We start from the raw sequence: 20,038 nt of genomic DNA, 5'->3' as shown, positions 1-20,038 counted from the left end.
AAAAGGTCGGGTGCGTAACAGCCAAAGCGGCAAATGTTCATCCTGCGCGCGGCCGGGCATGCCGCCGGCCGGCCTCGAACCGGATAACCCCGTAAGTGGTTTGTGCAGCCTGTATCCTCTCCATCCTATGACTACCTCCCCCAAACTTCGCCTCAACGTGCTCGACCAGTCGCCCATCCGGCCGGGCGCCACGCCGCGCCAGGCCCTGCTCGAAACCGTAGAGCTGGCCAAACTGGCCGACCGCCTCGGCTACACCCGCTTCTGGGTGAGCGAGCACCACAACACCAACACCCTGGCCGGCTCGACGCCCGAAGTGCTGCTGGCCCACCTCGGCAACCATACGCAGCACCTGCGGCTGGGCTCGGGGGGCATCATGCTGCCGCACTACAGCGCCCTGAAAGTGGCCGAAAACTTCCGCATGCTCGAAAGCCTGTTTCCGGGCCGCATCGACCTGGGCATGGGCCGCGCGCCCGGCGCCGACCGCCTCACGGCCTACGCCCTCAATCCCAATAACCAGTTCAACGAGAAGGACTTCGTAGAGCAGCTCATGGACCTGCAGGCCTACCTGCGTGACGAGAAAGTGCCCGATACCATCCACGAACGGGTGATGGCCATTCCGCAGTCGGCCACCGCGCCGGAACTCTGGATTCTGAGCTCCAGCGGCCAAAGCGGGTTGTTTGCGGCGCACCTGGGCATGGCGTTTTCCTTCGCCCAGTTCATCAACGGCACGGGCGGCCCGCAGGCCGTGCGCACCTACCGCGAACGGTTCCGCCCCTCGGCGGAGCTGGCCGAGCCGCTGGCCAACGTGGCCGTCTTCACCCTCTGCGCCGACACCGAGGAGAAAGCCCAGGAGTTGCGCAAGGCCTTGGACATGCAGCTTATTCGCTTCAACCGGGGCGAATTCCGCTCGTTTCCGTCGGTGGAGGAAGTACGCCGCTACCAGTTCACCGCCGAAGACCAGGCCCACCTGCTGCACAACCGCGCCCGGGTGGTGAGCGGCACGCCCGCGCAGGTGCATGCCCAGTTCACCCAGCTGGCCGCCGACTACGGTGTGGATGAGATAACCGCCGTCACCATCACCGCTGATTTTGAGGACCGCCGCCGCTCCTACGAGTTGCTGGCCGAGGCGTTCGAACTCACGCCCACCGTCGCCAAGAAAGAGGTTGAACTCGTTTAGTGGCCGCTTCTGAAGCTCCTAATACGGCCAGTAGCCAAGACGTTCAAGCAAGATTCATCGAAAAAGAGCCAGCTGTATAGCTGGCTCTTTTTGCTGATAGGCAACAGGTTATAGAGGTAGCGGCTTGGAATCGGGCAAGTCAAAGAAAATTCTCGACATTCTTATTTGGAACAATTCTAAATAGCGACCACCTTTGTGTCATATTTTGAATCTGTCTAAATAAGCTATGCGCTCAGCACCCTTACTTCTTCTGTTGATTGGCTCTCTGCTGCCAGTGGTTTCCCAGGCTCAAACCGGTGCCCCGCACCACCCACACGAAAAGCGGCACGGCCGGATGGGAGAGGTGACGGGCCGCATTGAGCTGGCTGATGGGCAGGCGGCCGAGCAGGTTTCGGTGCGAGTGAAGGGCACCGACCTGGGCGTGAGCTCCAGCCCCGACGGCAGCTACCGGCTGCTGGCGCCCGCCGGCTGGCAGGTGCTCACCATCAGCTGCCTGGGCTGCACGCCGCAGGAAGTGACCGTGGAAGTGAAGCCCGGCCAAAGCGTGGCGGCCCAGCCCGTGCGCCTGGCTGCCGGCGAGCAGCAGCTGCGCGAAGTGACCGTGACCGGCGCCAAAAGCCTGAACCAGCGCGTGGTGAGCGCCGGCAAAATGCCCATCGCGCCCCTCGACAACCCGCAGAGCACCGTTACCATTGAGCGCGCCGTGCTGGAACAGCAGCAGGCCCTGCGCCTGAGCGACGTGCTGGCCAACGTGAGCGGGGTGTATGTGATGGGCACCACCGGCGGCACCCAGGAGGAAATTGCCAGCCGCGGCTTCGCCTTTTCCAGCAACAATACCTTTAAAAACGGCGTGCGTTTCAACAACGGCATCATGCCCGAAGTAAGCTCCCTGGAGCGCATGGAGGTGCTGAAAGGCAGCGCGGCCATCCTGTATGGCAACGTGGCGGCCGGCGGCATTCTGAACCTCGTCACCAAGAAGCCGCAGTTTGAGCGCGGCGGCTCGGTGGGGCTGCGCGTGGGCAGCTACGGTTTCGTGAAGCCGCAGTTCGACGTGTACGGCGCCGTGGGGCAGAGCCAGACCGTGGCCTTCCGCCTGAACGGCACCTACGAGCGCGGCGACAGCTACCGCGACGGCGTGAAAAGCGACCGCGTGTATGTGAACCCCTCGCTGCTGTTCAAGCTCACGCCCAAAACCGACCTGATTATTGAGGGCGACTATCTGCGCGATAACCGCACGCCGGACTACGGCATTGGGGCGGTGAACTACCAGATTTTTGACTCGCGCAGCCGTTTCCTCAATACTTCTGACGCCACCAACGCCACCACCCAAACCAGCGCCACCGCCACCCTCACCTCGCGCCTGAACGACACCTGGCAGGTGCGGGCCGTGGGTTCGTTCCAGCGCTACGACAACGAGCTGAAAAGCGCCGCCCGCCCCACGGCCAACGTCATCAAGCCCGGCCGCAACTACGGCAACTGGCTGCGCAACCTGCAGCGCACTCAAACCGCCGAGAACTACTTCCTGGCCCAAATCGACCTGACGGGCACACTCCGCACCGGCCGCATCGGCCACACGGTGCTGGTGGGCGCCGACGCCGACCAGTACAACACCAACGCCGTATCGTTCATCAACCAAGCTTACGACTCGGTCAACATCCTGAACCCAAGCCGCGTGTTGGGCCAGCCCAAAGGTGCCGTGAGCGGCTACGACGCCTTGCGCTACAACACCCGCACGCTGGGCAACACCCGCCGCGCCGGCTTCTACGCCCAAGACCTCATCAGCATCTTCGACCACGTGAAGGTGCTGGCCGGCGTGCGCTGGAGCTACCAGGAAACCCCCACCGACGTGTACACCTACCCGGCCCTGACGCTGCCCGCCACCAACGCCGCCACCGTAGTGGAAAACCGCCGATACGACAACGCCTTCTCGCCGCGTCTGGGCCTGGTGTACCAGCCCCTCAAAACCACTTCGCTGTTTGCGTCCTACTCCAACTCCTTCACGCCCAATACCGGCTTCGACGAGCAGGGCGCGGCGCTGGCCCCTTCGCTCATCGACCAGTACGAGGTGGGCATCAAGAACGAGCTGTTCAAGGGCGCGCTATCGGCCAACGTGACCGGCTACCGCATCATCAACAGCAACCAGGCCCAGTCCATTCTGCCCACCGACCCGCGCTTTCTGACCAGCAAAGTGGCCGCCCCGCAGGAACTGGCCGGCGAAGTCACGAGTCAGGGCGTGGAGGTGGACGTGCAGAGCCGCCCCATCAACGGTATCTCGCTCATTGCCGGCTACAGCTATAACACTACCACTTACACCAAGAGCAACATTTACGAAGACGGCAGCCGCCTGCGCTACAACCCCGCCCACACGGCCAACGCCAGCCTGTTCTACAGCTTCGCCAACGTATTTGCCAACAACGCCACCCTGCGCGGCCTCAGCGCCGGCTTCACGGCCTACTACGTGGGCGACCGGGTAGGCGGCCGCAACACCCGCCTGCTCGACCCCACCACCGGCCGCCCCTGGGCCACGGGCGCCGACGCCTTCCAGCTGATTGCGGTGCCCAACTACTTCCTCTTCGATGCCTCGCTGGGCTATTCGTACGACCGGTTTTCGCTGCGCTTCAAAATGGCCAACCTGCTCAACGAACTGAGCTACAACCTGCACGACGACAACAGCATCAACCCCATCGCGCCCCGCACGTTCTCGGCCACCTTGGGCTACAAGCTATAATAAAATAGTAGGGGCGGGGCCTGCTCCCGCCCCTGTGCTGGGCAACGAATTACGTGCCGTGAAACCTCTTTCTCCCTCATTCAACCCACTTTCTGCAAGCCGATGACTCCGCTTAAATCTGCCTTCCGAACCATCCATTTGTGGCTGGGGCTTGCCTCGGGCCTGGTCATCGTTTGGGTGTGCCTCACCGGCTGCGTGCTGGCGTTTGAAAAGGAATTGGAGCAGTCCTGGCATTCCGAGCGCTACTTCGTGGCCCCGGCTGGCACGCCGCGCCTCGCGCTGGCGCAAGTGGCCGAGGCCGTGCGCGCCCACAAGCCCAAAGCCAAAATCAGCGGCCTGAAAGTATACGCCGACCCCACCCGCACCGTGGAAGTGAGCCTCGCCGGGGCCCCCGAAGGTGGTAAAGGCGGTGAAGGCCGCCGCGCGGGTGCTGAGCCAGAAGGCGGTGCGAAGCGCGTGCCCGGCGAAGGCCCCGGCAAGGACGGAAAAGGCGGCAAAGGCCGCGGCGAAGGCGGTGGCCCCCGCGTGTTTGTGAACCCCTACACCGCCGCCATCACCGGTGAGCTGAACCCGCGCGACAACTTTTTCAAGACTGTGGAGCAGCTACACCGCGGGCTGGTGGCCGGCAAAATTGGCAAGTTGGTAACGGGGATTAGCGCGTCCATGTTCCTGTTTATCCTGGCCACGGGCATCGTGCTGTGGTGGCCGGCGGCCCGCAAGGCCTTCAGCGCCCGCCTGAAGGTGAAGTGGGGCAGCGGCTGGAAGCGCCTCAACCACGACTTCCACATCGTGCTGGGCTTCTACGCGTCGGTTTTCCTGTTCGTCATTGCCCTCACCGGTGTGGGCATGTCGTTCGATTGGGTGGGGGAGGGCATCAACCGGCTCACCCACTCGCCCACCAAGCGCCCCGAAGCGCCAGAGTCGGCGGCGCCCGCCGGCGCCGCGCCCTTCGCCGCCGATGCCGTGCTGGCCCTGGCCCGCCAGCAGGCCCCCGACGCCGAATCTTACGCCCTCCAGCTACCCAAAGACGCCAAAGGCAGCATCCGGGTGGCCGTGCTGCGTCCCGGCGCCATCACCGACAACGCCACCGATGAAGTGTACCTCGACCAATATTCCGGCCAGGTCATCAGTGGGCAAACATATGCCCAGCGGCCGGTGGGGCAGCGCATTCGCGGCTTGTTCAAGCCTGTGCATACCGGCGCCATATTTGGCTGGCCCACCAAAGTGCTGGCCCTGCTGATGACGCTGCTTGGCGCCACTTTCCCCGTTACGGGAACCATTATGTGGCTCAATCGGTGGCGCAAGCAGCAGCGTAAGCGGAGGCCGCTGGAGGCGGTGGCCAGCTAAGGAAATAGCCGCAGCAACATCAAGCGGGGTTGCGCCAATTATTCTTACAAATTGACGCAACCCCGCTTGATGTTGCTGCGTAGGAGCAAAAAGCGAGAAAAGATTTATTCTGTATTTTGTGCAATTTGAAAAATAAATTGATTTATTTGCCGAATAAGTGAATTTGCTTATTAATTAGTTGATAAATGGTGATAAAGATACTGCGAATGCTGTTTTATAGCTGTGTTTTGCTCTTGTTTATTCCCATTTTGGGTTGCGTATTCCCAGATTAGTTCAATTAAGCGCAACTGCTAGTTGGTCAAAAAACTGGGCGTTAAGTGCTTGGTTGCGTTCGGGATTTTTGGCAAAAATGTTGTTTTAGCGGGAGAGTATCAATTTTAGCTCTCCTTATATGCGGTTATTTTACTTATCCATTCAAGTTGCCCTTCTGGGTATTTTCTTCATTGGTGCCACTGCCTTTTCGGGCGTAGCACAGCCGTGGCAGTATGCCTCCACGGTGTATTCTGCATCGAATGCGTCCAATGAGCCGTTGGCGGTGGATGGGTCGCTGGCCACGGCGGCCCGGATTGAGGCGCCGGCCCTGCTCGGCGCGGCGCGTTTGCGGATAGCCTTCCCATCGACGGTACGCAGCGGTGGCCGGGCCGGCTTGGTCATCCAGATGGGCTCGAACGTGGACCTGGGCGTGTTAAATGGCACCAGCATCCGCACCTACATGAACGGCAGCTCGGGCTACGAGCAGAACATATCGGTGGCCTCGCTGCTCGACCTGAACGTAACCGGCAGCAACAAAGTAGCGGTCGAGTTTCCGGTAACCAGCGACTTCAATCAAATAGAAGTACGCACCGCGGGCCTTATCAATGCCAGTGTTAGCGTCGATATTTTCGCGGCTTACGGCACCATTACGCCGCTGCCGGTCGAGCTGGTGACCTTCCAGGGCAAAGCCTCCACTGCGGGCGTTTCCCTGACCTGGAACACGGCCTCGGAGCGCAACAACGACCATTTCGTGGTGGAGCGGACCAACGGCGCATCGGATGTATTTTACGCCATTGGCCAGGTGAAAGGCGCTGGCAGCAGCAATCAATCGCACCAGTATCGGTTTGTTGATGCCGCACCGAAACCCATGAGCTATTATCGTCTGCGCCAGGTTGATGCCGACGGCAAAGAAACCTTCAGCCCCATTGTGGTGGTGAAAAGCGACATCAAAACCACCGAACTAGCGGCCTACCCCAGCCCGGCGGCCGAAATGCTGACGGTGGCCGGCGCGGCCGGCACTTCCTTCGGCGTGTTCAACCAGTTTGGCCAGAAAGTGCAGGAGGCGAAAGTAACCCTGGAGCTGGGCCAACAGCTGGACGTGCGCAGCCTGCCCAATGGCGTGTATTTCCTGCGGGACATGGCCACCGGCCAAAGCACCCGCTTTGTGAAAGCTGCCGCCACGCGCTAGCGTTTCATTCGTTCTGCTGAAGAAAAATAGGCCCTACCGCAGGGCCTGTTTTTTTATGTGAATGTCTCCCAGCCCAGCTTTAGAATGAAAGCCCCGACCACCACCAGAAAAAGCACCCGCACGAAGCCTGTGCCCTGGCGCAGCGCCATGCGCGCGCCCAGCGTCGAGCCCAGCATGTTGCAAATGGCCATGGGAATAGCCACGCGGTAGAGAACATGCCCGGTGGAGATGAAAAAGATGAGCCCGGCAATGTTGGTAGCCACGTTCACGAACTTGGCCGACGCCGACGCAGCCAGAAAATCGTACCCAAACAGCCCCACAAAGGCGAACAGCAGCAAACTGCCCGTGCCCGGCCCAAAAAATCCGTCGTAGAATCCGATGGCCAGGCCCAGCCCCACGCCCGTAATAATCTCGCGGCGGCCGTGTAGGCGTGGGGCGTGCAGGCTGCCGAAATCCTTGCGCCAGAGCGTGTACACGGCCATGGCCGTGAGCAATGCCAGTACCAGCGGCCGCACCGCTTCCTTGTGCAGGCTGCTGGCGGCCCGGGCGCCCAGCAGCGCAAACCCACCCGCCACCAGCGCCGTGATGGCCACGGTGCGCCAGCGCAGCGGCACGGCATCGGGGCCGCCCAGGTACCGGCGCAGGGCTGCGGCCGTGCCCGCCAGGCTGGCCACTTTGCCCGTCCCCAGCACCGTAGCGTAAGGCACCTCGGGCAGCAGCAGCACCATGGCCGGCAGCTGAATCAGCCCACCGCCGCCCACCTGCGCATCAATAAAACCGGCCAGCGCGGCGAAAAAGTAGAGGTAGAGCAGTTCAAGAGTCATCCGGTTAATAGCAGGCGGTGCAATAAAATTTCGCGCAAGGTTACGCAAAGTGAAAAGAGGTTTCGCAAAGTTGACGTCCTGTCAAACCTTGCGAAACCTCTTTTTACCTTGCGAAACCTTGCGCTTTAGAAGGGCGGTTCCTCGTGGCTGAAATTGCTCTTCGGGAAGGGCACCGGCGACTCGTTAATTTTGGAGCCCAGGCGAATGGTGTTGGGTGCAAACGGGCTGGGCTCGCTGTCGAAGTTGCTGGCGGGCAAGGCCATGGGCTGGTAGCCGCCGCCATCGAAGCCGCCGCCCATGCCGTCGAGGTCGGCAAACTTGGTGAACTTGCCGATGAATTTGAGCTGCACGGTTTCGAGGGAGCCGTTTCGGTGCTTGGCGATGATGACTTCGCCCACGCCCTGCGTCGAGTTGCCTTCGGCGTCCTGGTCGAGGCCGTAGTATTCGGGGCGATAGAGGAAGATAACCATGTCGGCATCCTGCTCGATGGAGCCCGATTCGCGAAGGTCACTCAGCTGGGGCTTCTTGTCGCCGCCGCGGGTTTCTACCGAGCGCGAGAGCTGCGACAGGGCCAGCACGGGCACGTTCAGCTCCTTGGCAATGCCCTTGAGGGCCCGCGAGATACTGGCGATTTCCTGCTCACGGTTGCCGCCGCGGCCGTCGGTGTTGCCGCTCATTAGCTGCAGGTAGTCGACGATAATCATCTGCACGTCCTTCTGCGAGCGCAGGCGGCGGCACTTCGTGCGCAGCTCGCGGATGCTCAGGCCGGGCGTGTCGTCGATGTAAATCGGGGCGGCCGAGAGGGCCGTGATTTTGTGGTTAAGCTGCTGCCACTCGTGGTCGGCGAGGCTGCCTTTTTTGATTTTCTCGGAATCCAGCTCCGCTTCGGCCGAAATCAGACGGTTGACGAGCTGCAGCGAGGACATTTCGAGCGAGAAAATGGCCACGGCTTTCTTAAAATCGACCGCTGCGTTGCGCATGGCCGAGACCACGAAGGCTGTGTTGTGCGTCACGGTCATGTCCTGAAGCAGGAACAGACGGTTGCCGTCAATCTCGAAGCCGTAGTAGTCATCGACTTTATCGAACTCCACCGAAATGCCGGTCTGCCGCCAATCGACAGGCGAAGCCCAGGGCTGGGCCTTCTTGCGGGCCACGCGCACCGGCACACGATTGATGTCGCCGTAGAGGCGTACGCGCCACACTTCGCTCTCGTAGCCGATGCTGGAAATGGCGGCGCGCTTCTTCGTGAGCGAGGTGCGGAAGCCCAGCGAGTCGCCCAGAAACTTGATTTGCCGGGCCAGGCGGTGGTTTTTCTGGGTGATTTCGTAGCCGTTGGAAACCGGGTCAAGGTGGCCGTCGCTGTCAATCAGGCCGGCCAGCAGGCGCAGGCGGTTCTCGGTCGAGTTGATGGCGTAAGCGCGCGGGATATGCTTGTTATCGAGCACTCCCAACTGCCGCAGCTCGTCCTGCAAGGAATATTCGGCAATGTTGCCGCCCTGTCGGCCCTTGGTGATGCCGTAGCTGTTGCAGCGGTTTTCAACCAGGCCCACGGTCACCTGCATGTTTAGCGTGGCGGCGTATTCGTGCAGGTAGTCAATGATTTCGGGGTCCTGACCGGTGATACGGCAGTTGCTGCTGGCGCCGTCGCCCAGCCACACGCCCAGGAAATACGGGTCCACGGGTAGTTCCTGCGCTTCAAATTCTACGGGCACTTTATAGCCTTTGTAGTTCGAGCGAAACTTCGGACCCTTCGCCAGGTAGTCCTTCACGGTGATGTTGAGGACGTCACCGTGGCGGTGCGGGCCTTCGTTGCGCGAGCGTTTGAGGGAGAGGATGTGGCTCTCGTTCACGCGGTAGTCGTCGCCTTTATTCTGGCGCACCCAATACATGTTTTCGCGGCCCCGGGCAATGCTCAGCACCCGGCGCGGGGTCGAGTCGTCGCCCATCAGCAGGTCGCCGGGCAGCACGTCTTCCACGTTGCGCAGGTCGCCGTCGAACATCAGCACCTTCGTGCCTTTGCCCAAACACTTACCCATGCCCGGCCGGGCCGCAATAATCACAAGGTCAGACGGTTGCCAGCCGCTCGTCACGCGGTCCAGGGCCGAGAAGCCGGTGGGCACGCCGGTGAGGCCGTCGGCCTGGTTTTTCTTTTCTTCGAGCTCCTTGATGGCCTTGCCCATCAGGCTCCGCATATCATCAAAGTTCTTGCGGATGTTCGATTCCGACACCTCAAATAAGGCCGATTCGGTATCGTCGAGCAGCTTGAACACGTCGGTGGTGTCCTCAAACGCATCGCGCTGAATTTCGCTGGAAATGCGAATCAGCTCGCGCTTGATGGCGGTTTCGGTGATGATGCGGGCGTGGTATTCCACGTTGGCGGCCGAGTTCACCTTCATGGTGAGGTTGGCCACGCCGAAGGCGCCGCCGGCGGCTTCGAGCGCGCCCATTTCGCGCAGCTCTTGCACCACCGTAATCTGGTCGATGGGCTCCGACTTGTCAAAGAGCCGGATAACGGCTTCGTAAATCAGCTTGTGCGCGGGCTTGTAGAAACTCTCGGGCTTGAGCAGGTCGATGACCGAAGTGAGGGCATCTTTTTCCAGCATCAGGGCGCCGAGCACAGCCATTTCGAGCTCCGGCGCCTGGGGCGGGAGCTTGCCGGCGGCGCTGGCATTGGCGGGGACCACCGTGCCGCCCCGGTTGCCCCAGGCCGCTTTGGCTCGGGCAGCGGATTGTTTCAGGCGGTCGTCCATTTGGTCAGGCATCGGTTGGGGAAGGGATTGGAGCGGCGAGTGAAAAGTGGGCGACCCGATGAATAAAAACCATCGGACACGCCATCTACACAAAGCTAACCCCGAAGCCGGGGAAAAGTGCCGGTGGAAAATTCGATTCTTTTGGCTATGCGCCGGGCCCGGCGGCCGGGCTTTCGTACTTTCGCGCCCCGGCTTTTTGGTTGTCAGTTGGTCGTTGTCCGTTGTCAGTTTGGGCATCTTCGACGGCAGTTGTCATGCTTTGCTGTGGCATTCCCTGACTAACAACGAGCAACGGACAACTAACCACTACCTGACTTGGCTTCCGACACCCTTTCTCCGCAATCCGCTGCGCCGCAGCGCGTCCACCTCATCGCCGTGGGCGGGAGCATCATGCACAACCTGGCCCTGGCCCTGCACCGCCAGGGCGCCCGCGTGACGGGCTCCGACGACGAAATTTTTGAGCCCGCCCTCGGCCGCCTCGCTGCCGCCGGCCTGCTGCCCGCCCAGGAAGGCTGGGACGCCGCCCGCATCACGCCCGACCTCGACGCCGTGATTGTGGGCATGCACGCCCGCCCCGACAACCCCGAGCTGGCCCGCGCCCAGGAGCTGGGCCTGAAGGTGTATTCCTTTCCCGAGTACATCTACGAGGCCAGCCGCGACAAGCAGCGCATCGTCATCGGCGGCTCGCACGGCAAAACCAGCATCACGGCCTGCATTCTGCACGTGCTGCGCTACCACGGCCGGCAGTTCGACTACGCCGTGGGCGCCCAGCTGGCCGGTTTTGATTTGATGGTGCAGCTCACCGACGCACCCATCATCATCATCGAAGGCGACGAATACCTGTCCTCGCCGGTGGACCGGCGGCCCAAGTTTCACCTCTACCAGCACCACATTGGCGTGATTTCGGGCATCAGCTGGGACCACATCAACGTGTTTCCGACCGAGGAAATCTACCGCGAGCAGTTCCGCATCTTCGCCGATATGACGCCCAAGGCCGGCGTGCTCATCTACGACCGCGACGACGAGCAGGTGCAGCTGGTGAGCATGCCCACCAACCCCGACGTGACCTACATCGGCTACGGCCCGCACGAGCACGTCATCCGCGACGGCAAAACCTTCCTCATCAACAAGAAGGACGAGGAAGTGCCCATCCAGGTGTTTGGCGAGCATAACCTGCGCAACATCTCAGCGGCGAAAGAGGTGTGTAAGCAGCTGGGCATCAAAGGCAAGGACTTCTTTAAGGCCGTGGCTTCGTTCCCCGGCGCCGCGCGGCGCTTGGAGTTGGTGAAGGAAGGCGCTACCTCGGTGGTGTACAAGGACTTCGCCCATGCGCCCAGCAAGCTCAAAGCCACCGCCACGGCCCTGAAAAAGCAGTTCCCGCAGCGGCGCCTGGTGGCCTGCCTGGAGCTGCACACCTTCAGCAGCCTCAACCCCGATTTTCTGCCGCAGTACGCGCACTGTTTCGACGCGCCCGACGTGGCCGTGGTGTACTTCAACCCCCACGTGCTGGAGCACAAGCGCCTGCCGCCGCTGGCCGCCGCCACCGTGGCCGAAGCCTTTCAGCGCCCCGACATCAAGGTGATAACCGACAGCGCCGAGCTGGCCGCTTTCCTGCGCGCGCAGCAATGGGCCAATGCCAACCTGCTGCTCATGTCGTCGGGCACGTTCGATAGGCTGGATTTGGCGGCGCTGGCTGCGGAAATCGTGGGATAAACTTTCGCCTGCCCCACCAAAAAAGCCCGCTAGTCAGCGGGCTTTTTTGGCGTTTGAGAAGGCTTGATTCGGGGCCGGTCGGTGGTGATGAGCACGGCCAGGGCGGTGAGGGCGGCGCGGAGCAGCCATTTGCCGGTGGTACTCATTTGTTGGCGAACAGTTCGTTGGTGGCTTCTACTTTCAGGTCGCAATGGCTACCGGGGTAGCTTTCGGTGCAGCTGGTGCCCACGATGCGGCCGTTTTCGAAGTTGAAGAAGCACGCCGGGCAGCCCACGCTGGTGAGGGTGTAGCGCTCGGCGGCCGGGCGGAGGTAGTAAGTATTGTCGCCGCTGCTGGTGAGGGGCAGGGCCATGGCCCGAAACGTGCCCCCGCGCAAGCCCATGCCGATGAGGTAGTAGGTGACCGGGGCGCCGTCGTTGCCGGGGGCTTTGCGTACCTGAATCTTGTCGACCACCGTGCCGTCGTTGAATTGCCGGATAAAGGCCCGGGCCAGCTCGCTGCGGGTCGTTTTGTACTCGGTGGTGGTGTCGGTGAAGTGCACGATTTGCCGGCTCTCGGGCTTGGCAATCGCCTCGCCTTTAATGCGGTTGGGGCTGCCAAACTCGTTGGTGCCGGTTTTGGCCGTTTCGCACGACATAACCAGCAGCATCACCAGCAGGCTCAACAACCCCAAACCAAGCAGACGAGGGAGGAATTTCATAGCGGGAATTTGTGATAGATAAGGTGCAATGTAAACGTCATGCTGAGCGCAGCCAAAGCATCTCTACCGCAGTAGCAAACCACTGCTTTTCGCGGTAGAAATGCTTTGGCTGCGCTCAGCATGACGGGCTTGCCGACGTTTCGCTACTTAACTGACTTAGCGGGCGGTGTAGTATTTGCGTGCCTCCGGCAGCTCGCGCTGAATGTCGGCGATGCGGGTGCCGTTGGAGGGGTGAGTGGAGAGAAATTCGGGCGGCGAAGCCTGGTTTTCGCGGGCATCCATGCGCTGCCAGAACGCAATGGCACCGTCGGGATTGTAGCCGGCCATGGCCATAAAAATCAGGCCCAGGTGGTCGGCTTCCGACTCCTGGTTGCGGCCGTATTTCAGCAAGCCCACGCTGGAACCCACGCCGAACGCTTGCAAAGCCAGCTGTTGCGTGGCCGCGCTGTTGGTGGAAAGAGCGGCCGAAAGGGCCTGCCCGCCCAGCTGCTGCACGAGGCCTTGGCTCATGCGCTCGGAGCCGTGCTTGGCCACGGCGTGGGCAATTTCGTGGGCCATGACCACGGCCAGGCCGTTTTCGTCCTGCGTGATGGGCAGGATGCCGGTGTAGACGGCCACTTTGCCGCCAGGCATGCACCAGGCATTTTCCTGCTTGTCCTGAATCACGTTGAACTCCCACTGGTAGCCGGCGAGCTGGTCAGAGGCGTTTTGCTGGCGGAAATAGGTTTCCACGGCGGTTTGGATGCGCTGGCCCACGCGGCGCACCAGGGCCACGTCCTGCGCGTTGGTGGAGAGCGGGCCTTTGGCGATGACCTCGCGGTATTGCGTGGCGGCCAGGGTGTTGATTTCGGAATCGCTCACGAGGCTGAGCTGGCGGCGCCCCGTGATGGGCACCGTGGAGCAGGCGGCCATGAAGGCTAGGCTGGCAACGAGGGTGATTTTTTTGAGCATAGCTGGATGGGAAAGAGAAGTACAGCTGCGCCTTGGATGGGCGCGATTGGTTGGCGGCTATACGGCAGCCGGGCGGGTAAATGTTTAGCGGCGGCCGGCGCGCGGGCCAGAAATGGCCCGGCCGGGTTGCCGCGAGCCGGCGGCAGGCCGTAGTTTTGACTTCCTTCCGCCCTGTCCCGAACTTCCTTCCATGAAAATAATCTGCATCGGCCGCAACTACGCCGACCACATTGCCGAGCTGCAAAACGAGGTGCCCAGCGCGCCCGTCATCTTTATGAAGCCCGAAACCGCGCTGCTGCAGCGCGGCCAGCCGTTTTTCATCCCCGAGTTTTCGCAGGACATTCACCACGAGCTGGAGTTGGTGCTACGCGTAAGTAAAAACGGCCGCCACATCGAGGAGCAGTTTGCCCACACCTACTTCGACGCCATTGGCCTGGGCATCGATTTCACGGCCCGCGACCTGCAGAGCGAACTCAAGAAAAAGGGCCTGCCCTGGGAGCTGGCCAAGGCTTTTGATGGCTCGGCCCCGATTTCGCCCACTTTCAAGCCGGTGAGCGAGTTCGCCGATTTGGCCAACATCAACTTCCACCTCGACGTGAACGGCGAAACCCGCCAGACCGGAAATTCCAGCCTGATGCTGCATCCGTTTGCCAAAATCATCAGCTTCGTGTCGAAATACATTTCGCTGAAAATGGGCGACTTGATTTTCACCGGCACCCCGGCTGGCGTGGCCGCCGTAAAGCTGGGTGACCAACTGACCGGGTATCTGGAGGGGGAGAAGCTGCTGGAACTGGCGGTGAAGTAGGGGCGGTTAGATTTTAAAATAACAGGACGGTTACGCCGCCAAAAAGAACGGTCATGCAGAGCGTAGCGAAGCATCTTTACTGCGCAACGCAATCCAATTGGTTGGATTAGTGGTGGCGGGCAAGATGCTTCGCTACGCTCTGCATGACCGTTCTTTTTGGCAGCACGAAGTTCTTTCTGAATACATACAAGTTGAAGAATAAAGCGAAGTTGATAATCGGCCTGGCGCTGGCCCTCGCGGCCGGCGCGCCCGGCCGAGTAGGAGGGCAGGAAGCCGACACCGCCGACCGCGACCGCCACACTGTGAGCGAGCTGCTACGCGCCGGCCGCCCCACCGTGACGCCGGGTTACTTTATGTTTCCCATTGCGCCGGGCAAGCCCAATTTCCTGGCCGGGAGCATGGGCGAACTGCGCCCCAACCACTTCCACGGCGGGCTCGACATCAAGACCGGCGGCGGGGTGAACCAGCCCGTGTACGCCGCCGCCGACGGCTACGTGTCGCGGCTGAAGCAGTCGTCGTTCGGCTACGGCAACGTGCTCTACATCACCCACCCCAATGGCACGACGACGGTGTACGGGCACTTGAACGAGTTCAAGGGCGCGTTTGCGACCGAGCTATTGCGGCGGCAGTACGACAAGCAGAGCTATGAGCTGGAGGCCTTTTTCGAAAAGGATAAGTACCCGGTGAAGCGCGGGGAGCTGGTGGCCCTGAGCGGCAACACCGGCGGCTCGGCCGGCCCGCACCTGCACTGGGAGGTGCGCGATGCCCAGGACCGGCAGTATAACCCGCTGCAGTGGGGTGGCTTCCCCGAAATTCAGGACCACCTGGGGCCGGTGCTGCAGGCGTTTGCGGTGGAACCGCTCGGCATTGAGGCGCGGGTGAAGAAGGTGTTTGCCAAGGCGCTGTTTGTGCCCAAGCTGCAGCCGGCGCCGGGCGTGGGCACCACCTGGGCCGATACCATCAGCGCCTTTGGTACGGTGGGCTTGCTGGTGCAAGGCTTCGATAGGTTTGATAATGCCTGGAACAAGAACGGCATTCAGCGGGTGAGCGTGACGGTGAACGGGCAGCCGTTCTACCAGCACAACATCGACGCCATTCCCTTCCCGACCGGCACCCGGCAGGTGGGCAACTTCGTCGATTTCCTGTACCAGAACACCCAGGGCCGCACCCTGCAAAAGCTGTGGGTGGACGACGGCAACGACCTCAGCATGTACACCACCGGTCCCACCAAAGGCCGCCTGAACGTGGAAGCCGGCAAGGTGTACAACGTTGATATTACGCTGGCCGACTCCTACAACAACCAGGCGCCTGTGCATCTGGTGATACGCGGGGAACAGCCCGAATACTTCAAAACCCGCTCCGCCGCCGTGAAGCGCCCGGCCCTGCGTTTCGAAGTGACGCGCAATCTGCTGAAGGCCGTGGCCGCCGACCCCAGCGCCGACTCTGTGGGCGCCAACCTGACGCTGCTGCGCGGAGCCCGCCGCCTCGAAATCCGGCCCAGCTACACGCAGAACAGCGAAAACGTGTACCTCTACGACTTGCGCGCCGGCCTGCCCGATTCTATCCGCTTTGGCGGCATCACGAAGAAGTTCGACCGGCAGGTAATGATTCCGGCCGGCAAGGAAACCAGCTACGCCACCAACGCCCTCAACCTCGTTTTTGGCCCCGAAACGCTGTTCGGCAACCTCTACCTGAGCACCAGCTTCAAGCCCGAGGCCACCGGCAGCGGCTTCTGGACGGTGGGCTCGCCGTTGCTGCCGCTCTACCACACGGCCGTGCTCACCCTCAAGCCCGCCACCCCGCCCGCCGACCCGCGCCGTACCGCCATCTACTCGGCCACGGCCAGCGGCGGCAAGGCCTACCTGGGCGGCGTGTGGGACGAGCAGGGCCGGATTACGGCCAACATCCGCCAGTTTGCCTCCTACCGCATTCTGCGCGACACCACCGCGCCGCGCGGCAGCCTCATCGGGCGCGCCGGCGGGCAGCTGTCGTTTTCGGTGGGCGACGACATGTCGGGCCTGGCCAGCTACCGCCTGCTCATCGGCGGCAAGTTCCGGATGCTGCGCTACGAGCACAAGAAAGCCCTGCTCTTCACCGTGGCCTCCGATACGCTGGGCCCGCGCTTGCACGGCCCCGCCGAACTGCACCTGACGGACCAGGCCGGCAACGAGCGGGTGATTCCGCTGAGCCTGTAGCGCGGACTTTTAGTCCGCGAACGCACCACAACAACATCTCACACTCGCGGACTAAAAGTCCGCGCTACAACCCAAACGCACCATGCTCCTCGAACCCGGCCAACCCGCCCCCGATTTCACCGCCCAGGACCAGGATGGCAACACCATCAGCCTGCACGACTTCCGCGGCCAGAAGGTGGCCCTCTATTTCTACCCCAAAGACGACACGCCCGGCTGCACCGCCCAGGCCTGCAACCTGCGCGACCATCAGGCGGAGCTCAAAGCGGGCAATATCCAGGTCATCGGCGTGAGCACCGACGGCGAGGCGGCGCACAAGAAATTTGCCCTGAAATACGACCTGCCCTTCCCGCTGCTGGTCGATACCGAAAAGCAGATTGTGCAGGCCTACGGCGTGTGGCAGGAAAAGAAAAACTACGGCAAAACCTACATGGGCACCGTCCGCACCACGTTTCTGATTGACGAAAACGGCCTTATCGAGAAGGTCATCAAGAAAGTAGACACCAAAGAGCACGCCGCGCAGCTGCTGAAGTAGCTGCGGACGGCCGGAATGACCACCACCAGCCGGCGGAGCCCATTGCAGCGCGCCGTAATGCCTGTTTCCGGGCAGCGGAGGATGCTGCGGCGCACGGGAATGGGCACCGCCGTGCGGCGAAGGTCATTGCAGTGCGCCGGAATGCTCTTCGCCAAACAGAAATGGCCCTTGCAGTTGGTTGCAGAGGCCATTTCCGTTTGGCGGTTTGTCTTGCATCGGATTGCAACGACCATTTCCATTGGGCGAAAGGCCTTGCAACGGGTTGTCGGATGCATTTCCATTCGGTGAAGCCTGTTGCAACCCGTTGCAACGCCTAATTCCTTTCGGCGGAGCCCGCTGCACGCGCGTACAACGGGCTCCGCTGCCTGGCGCTATCGGGACCGTTTGCAATAGGCCGGCGCATAAAAACGCCCTTTGGGCCATTGCCCCGTTCACTACCTTTACCCCCATTGAACCCAACTTCTTTCGAACTCATGGCCGATACCACCACCACCAAAACCGTCGAACAGCCCGAAAAATCCAACGAGGAGCTCAAGGAAATTGCCACCCAGGTGCGCCGCGACATCCTGCGCATGGTGCACGCCGTGAACTCGGGCCACCCCGGCGGTTCGCTCGGCATCACCGATTTGCTGGTCGCGCTCTACTTCAAGGTGATGAAGCACCACCCCGAGCCCTTCGACATGGACGGCAAGGACCAGGACCTGTTTTTCCTGTCCAATGGCCACACCTCGGCCACCATGTACTCGTGTCTGGCGCGCTCGGGCTACTTCCCGGTGAGCGAGCTGGCCACGTTCCGCAAGCTGAATTCGCGCCTGCAGGGCCACCCCACCACCCACGAAGGGCTGCCGGGCATCCGCGTGGCCTCGGGCTCGCTGGGCCAGGGCCTGAGCGTGGCCTGCGGCGCCGCCCAGGCCAAAAAACTCAACGGCGACAAGCAGCGCGTGTTCGTGCTCATGGGCGACGGCGAGCTGGAAGAAGGCCAGAACTGGGAGGCCGCCATGTACGCCGCCCACCACAAAATCGACAACCTCATTGCCATCGTGGACCGCAACGGCCAGCAGATTGACGGCTCGACCGACGACATCGGCGGCCTCGGCGACATTGGCGCCAAGTTCAAGGCCTTCGGCTGGCAGGTGTTTGAGGGCGACGGCAACCACTTTGACGCCTTGCTGCCCATGCTCGAAAACTGCGTGGCCGCCACCGGCAAGGCCAAGCCCATCATGTTCGTGATGGACACGAAAATGGGCTTCGGCGTCGACTTCATGATGGACGGCCACAAGTGGCACGGCGTGGCCCCGAACGACAAGCAACTGGCCGACGCACTGGACCAACTGAAACTGGGCACCGACGGCGACTACTAGTATGCGGTACCGTTCGGATGTGACGCCTCACCCCCTGACCCCCTCTCCCAAAGGAGAGGGGGCACCGGTTTTGCTCCTAACGGAAATCGTCCGGCTCCCCCCCTCCCTGAGGAGAGGGGGCCGGGGGGTGAGGCGCCACGTCTGGACATTGTTGCTTCTCCTATTGAGCTTCGCCGCCCACGCCCAGAACGCCGCGCCTGAAAAGCCCAAAGTCACGCGCATTCTCTTCCTGCTCGACGCCTCCGGTTCGATGATGGCGCCCTGGGAAGGCCAGCCGCGCTGGGCGGTGGCCAAGCGTATGCTCAGCAAAATGGTCGATTCGCTCAATGCTTACCCCAACTTGGAGCTGGGCCTGCGTGTGTATGGCCACCAGTTTCCGAACGCCGACAAGAACTGCCAGGACTCGAAGCTGGAAGTGCCGTTTGCGCCGCGCAATGCCAAGGCCATCAAGGAAAAGCTGATTACGCTGAAGGCGCAGGGCAACACACCCATCACCTACTCGCTGGAGCAGTCGGCCAACGATTTTCCGACGGATAAGGCCTCGCGCAACGTGCTGCTGCTGATAACCGACGGCCTCGAATCGTGCAACCGCGACCCCTGCGCGGCCTCCATCGCCCTGCAGCGCAAGCACGTTTTCCTTAAGCCCTTCGTCATCGGCATCGGGGCCGAGCGGGATTTCGGCAAGCAGCTTGAATGCTTGGGCCAGTACTACAACGCCGCCGAGGTGAAGACCTTCCGCACGGTGATGGACGACGTCATTGCCCAAACCCTGAGCAAAACCACCGTCAGCGTCAACCTCACCGATGCCGCCGGCAAGCCCGTGGAAACGAACGTGAACATGACCTTCGTGAACAACGTGACCGAGCAGCCCGAGTACAACTACGTGCACTACCGCGACGCCCAGGGCAAGCCCGACGTGCTCGACATCGACGCCCTGCAGAGCTACGACCTCGTGATAAACACCGTGCCGCCCGTGCGCCAGGCCAACCTGCCCATTAAGCCTGGCAAGGCCAACGTCTTCACCTTCAAAACGCCCCAGGGCACCCTCTGGCTGCAAAACCCGGCCATCACGCCCAACCCCTACGGCACCATCCGGGCGGTAGTGCGCAGCCAGGCGGGCGCTACCGTCACGGCCGGCACCTTCGGTACCCGCCAGAAGCTGCTGGCCGGCAACTACGAGGTGGAAGCCCTCACGCTGCCCCGCACCGTGCGGCGCATCACCATCAAGCAGGGCCAGGAGTACACCTTCACCTACGCCGCGCCCGGCACCCTCAACATCACGTCGGACCTGAAAGGCTACGGCAGCCTCTACCAGCTCAACGACGACGAATCCCAAACCTGGATTTATGACCTGCCGCAGGGCGGAAGCAGCAAAATCAACCTGCCCATGCAGCCGGGCGCCTACCGGCTGGTGTTCCGCACCAGCAACAGCACCGCCAGCAAGTTTACGGATGTGCGCAACTTCACCATCCGCAGCGGGCAGACGACATCGGTGGCTATTTTTGGGAAATAGT

14 protein-coding genes are annotated in these 20,038 nt (G+C 61.9%); 10 read left to right on the top strand and 4 right to left on the bottom strand.

Features of this window, described 5'->3' with window-relative positions; translation table 11 throughout:
* The first annotated feature begins 127 nt into the window (after window positions 1–127).
* From Q4S41_RS21575 to Q4S41_RS21560, 4 genes are all read left to right on the top strand, one after another.
* On the top strand, window positions 128–1,177 hold the full coding sequence (locus Q4S41_RS21575) for an LLM class flavin-dependent oxidoreductase (protein WP_305033214.1): 1,050 nt from the start codon (window positions 128–130) through the stop codon (window positions 1,175–1,177).
* Window positions 1,178–1,430: 253 nt separating this feature from the next.
* Entirely contained in the window at window positions 1,431–3,905 is a 2,475-nt protein-coding gene (locus tag Q4S41_RS21570) for a TonB-dependent receptor (RefSeq protein ID WP_305033213.1), read from the top strand.
* 102 nt (window positions 3,906–4,007) lie between these two features.
* Window positions 4,008–5,252, top strand: a complete 1,245-nt coding sequence (locus tag Q4S41_RS21565; protein WP_305033212.1) for a PepSY-associated TM helix domain-containing protein — start codon at window positions 4,008–4,010, stop codon at window positions 5,250–5,252.
* A gap of 391 nt (window positions 5,253–5,643) precedes the next feature.
* A complete protein-coding gene (locus Q4S41_RS21560; RefSeq protein ID WP_305033211.1) occupies window positions 5,644–6,693 on the top strand; it encodes a T9SS type A sorting domain-containing protein in 1,050 nt (349 codons plus the stop codon).
* Between the two features lie 53 nt (window positions 6,694–6,746).
* On the opposite strand, the gene Q4S41_RS21555 is transcribed toward Q4S41_RS21560, so the two are convergent.
* The gene (locus Q4S41_RS21555) at window positions 6,747–7,517 is read right to left on the bottom strand and encodes a sulfite exporter TauE/SafE family protein (protein WP_305033210.1); all 771 of its coding nucleotides are present in this window, start codon (window positions 7,515–7,517) and stop codon (window positions 6,747–6,749) included.
* Window positions 7,518–7,642: 125 nt separating this feature from the next.
* Entirely contained in the window at window positions 7,643–10,279 is a 2,637-nt protein-coding gene (gene dnaB, locus Q4S41_RS21550) for a replicative DNA helicase (protein WP_305033209.1), read from the bottom strand.
* 303 nt (window positions 10,280–10,582) lie between these two features.
* Here dnaB and Q4S41_RS21545 point away from each other — a divergent pair, with 303 nt between their 5' ends.
* Entirely contained in the window at window positions 10,583–11,980 is a 1,398-nt protein-coding gene (locus tag Q4S41_RS21545; protein ID WP_305033208.1) for a UDP-N-acetylmuramate--L-alanine ligase, read from the top strand.
* A 142-nt stretch (window positions 11,981–12,122) separates the two neighbouring features.
* On the opposite strand, the gene Q4S41_RS21540 is transcribed toward Q4S41_RS21545, so the two are convergent.
* Both Q4S41_RS21540 and Q4S41_RS21535 read right to left on the bottom strand, forming a co-directional pair.
* Window positions 12,123–12,680 (bottom strand): hypothetical protein, encoded by a 558-nt coding sequence (locus Q4S41_RS21540; RefSeq protein ID WP_305033207.1) that lies wholly within the window; start codon window positions 12,678–12,680, stop codon window positions 12,123–12,125.
* Window positions 12,681–12,836: 156 nt separating this feature from the next.
* On the bottom strand, window positions 12,837–13,631 hold the full coding sequence (locus Q4S41_RS21535; RefSeq protein WP_305033206.1) for a M48 family metallopeptidase: 795 nt from the start codon (window positions 13,629–13,631) through the stop codon (window positions 12,837–12,839).
* 190 nt (window positions 13,632–13,821) lie between these two features.
* Between Q4S41_RS21535 and Q4S41_RS21530 the strand changes: the two genes are divergently transcribed.
* The 5 genes from Q4S41_RS21530 (at window position 13,822) to Q4S41_RS21510 (ending at window position 20,037) form a co-directional block, all read left to right on the top strand.
* Window positions 13,822–14,436, top strand: coding sequence for a fumarylacetoacetate hydrolase family protein (locus Q4S41_RS21530; RefSeq protein WP_305033205.1), 615 nt, complete (start codon window positions 13,822–13,824; stop codon window positions 14,434–14,436).
* Between the two features lie 143 nt (window positions 14,437–14,579).
* On the top strand, window positions 14,580–16,631 hold the full coding sequence (locus tag Q4S41_RS21525; RefSeq protein ID WP_305033204.1) for a M23 family metallopeptidase: 2,052 nt from the start codon (window positions 14,580–14,582) through the stop codon (window positions 16,629–16,631).
* 82 nt (window positions 16,632–16,713) lie between these two features.
* Window positions 16,714–17,163: a thioredoxin-dependent thiol peroxidase gene (gene bcp / locus Q4S41_RS21520; RefSeq protein ID WP_305033203.1), complete on the top strand. Its 450-nt coding sequence runs from the start codon at window positions 16,714–16,716 to the stop codon at window positions 17,161–17,163.
* 473 nt (window positions 17,164–17,636) lie between these two features.
* Window positions 17,637–18,524 (top strand): transketolase, encoded by an 888-nt coding sequence (locus Q4S41_RS21515; protein WP_305033306.1) that lies wholly within the window; start codon window positions 17,637–17,639, stop codon window positions 18,522–18,524.
* Window positions 18,525–18,672: 148 nt separating this feature from the next.
* Complete coding sequence (locus tag Q4S41_RS21510; RefSeq protein WP_305033202.1) at window positions 18,673–20,037, top strand: vWA domain-containing protein; 1,365 nt, start codon at window positions 18,673–18,675, stop codon at window positions 20,035–20,037.
* Window position 20,038: the final 1 nt, after the last annotated feature.

Source organism: Hymenobacter convexus (assembly GCF_030580955.1).
Classification (GTDB): Bacteria; Bacteroidota; Bacteroidia; order Cytophagales; family Hymenobacteraceae; genus Hymenobacter.
Note: the sequence above shows the minus strand (reverse complement) of the source record. Positions and strands in the feature narration are given on the sequence as shown.

Excerpts from the sequence above, each read along its gene's own strand:
- Q4S41_RS21575 (WP_305033214.1), top strand. The coding sequence starts at position 128 with ATGACTACCTCCCCCAAACTTCGCCTCAACGTGCTCGACCAGTCGCCC.
- Q4S41_RS21515 (WP_305033306.1), top strand. The coding sequence starts at position 17,637 with ATGGCCGATACCACCACCACCAAAACCGTCGAACAGCCCGAAAAATCC.
- Q4S41_RS21565 (WP_305033212.1), top strand. The coding sequence starts at position 4,008 with ATGACTCCGCTTAAATCTGCCTTCCGAACCATCCATTTGTGGCTGGGG.
- Q4S41_RS21555 (WP_305033210.1), bottom strand. The coding sequence starts at position 7,517 with ATGACTCTTGAACTGCTCTACCTCTACTTTTTCGCCGCGCTGGCCGGT.
- Q4S41_RS21535 (WP_305033206.1), bottom strand. The coding sequence starts at position 13,631 with ATGCTCAAAAAAATCACCCTCGTTGCCAGCCTAGCCTTCATGGCCGCC.
- Q4S41_RS21540 (WP_305033207.1), bottom strand. The coding sequence starts at position 12,680 with ATGAAATTCCTCCCTCGTCTGCTTGGTTTGGGGTTGTTGAGCCTGCTG.
- Q4S41_RS21560 (WP_305033211.1), top strand. The coding sequence starts at position 5,644 with ATGCGGTTATTTTACTTATCCATTCAAGTTGCCCTTCTGGGTATTTTC.
- dnaB (WP_305033209.1), bottom strand. The coding sequence starts at position 10,279 with ATGCCTGACCAAATGGACGACCGCCTGAAACAATCCGCTGCCCGAGCC.
- Q4S41_RS21525 (WP_305033204.1), top strand. The coding sequence starts at position 14,580 with ATGACCGTTCTTTTTGGCAGCACGAAGTTCTTTCTGAATACATACAAG.
- Q4S41_RS21530 (WP_305033205.1), top strand. The coding sequence starts at position 13,822 with ATGAAAATAATCTGCATCGGCCGCAACTACGCCGACCACATTGCCGAG.
- bcp (WP_305033203.1), top strand. The coding sequence starts at position 16,714 with ATGCTCCTCGAACCCGGCCAACCCGCCCCCGATTTCACCGCCCAGGAC.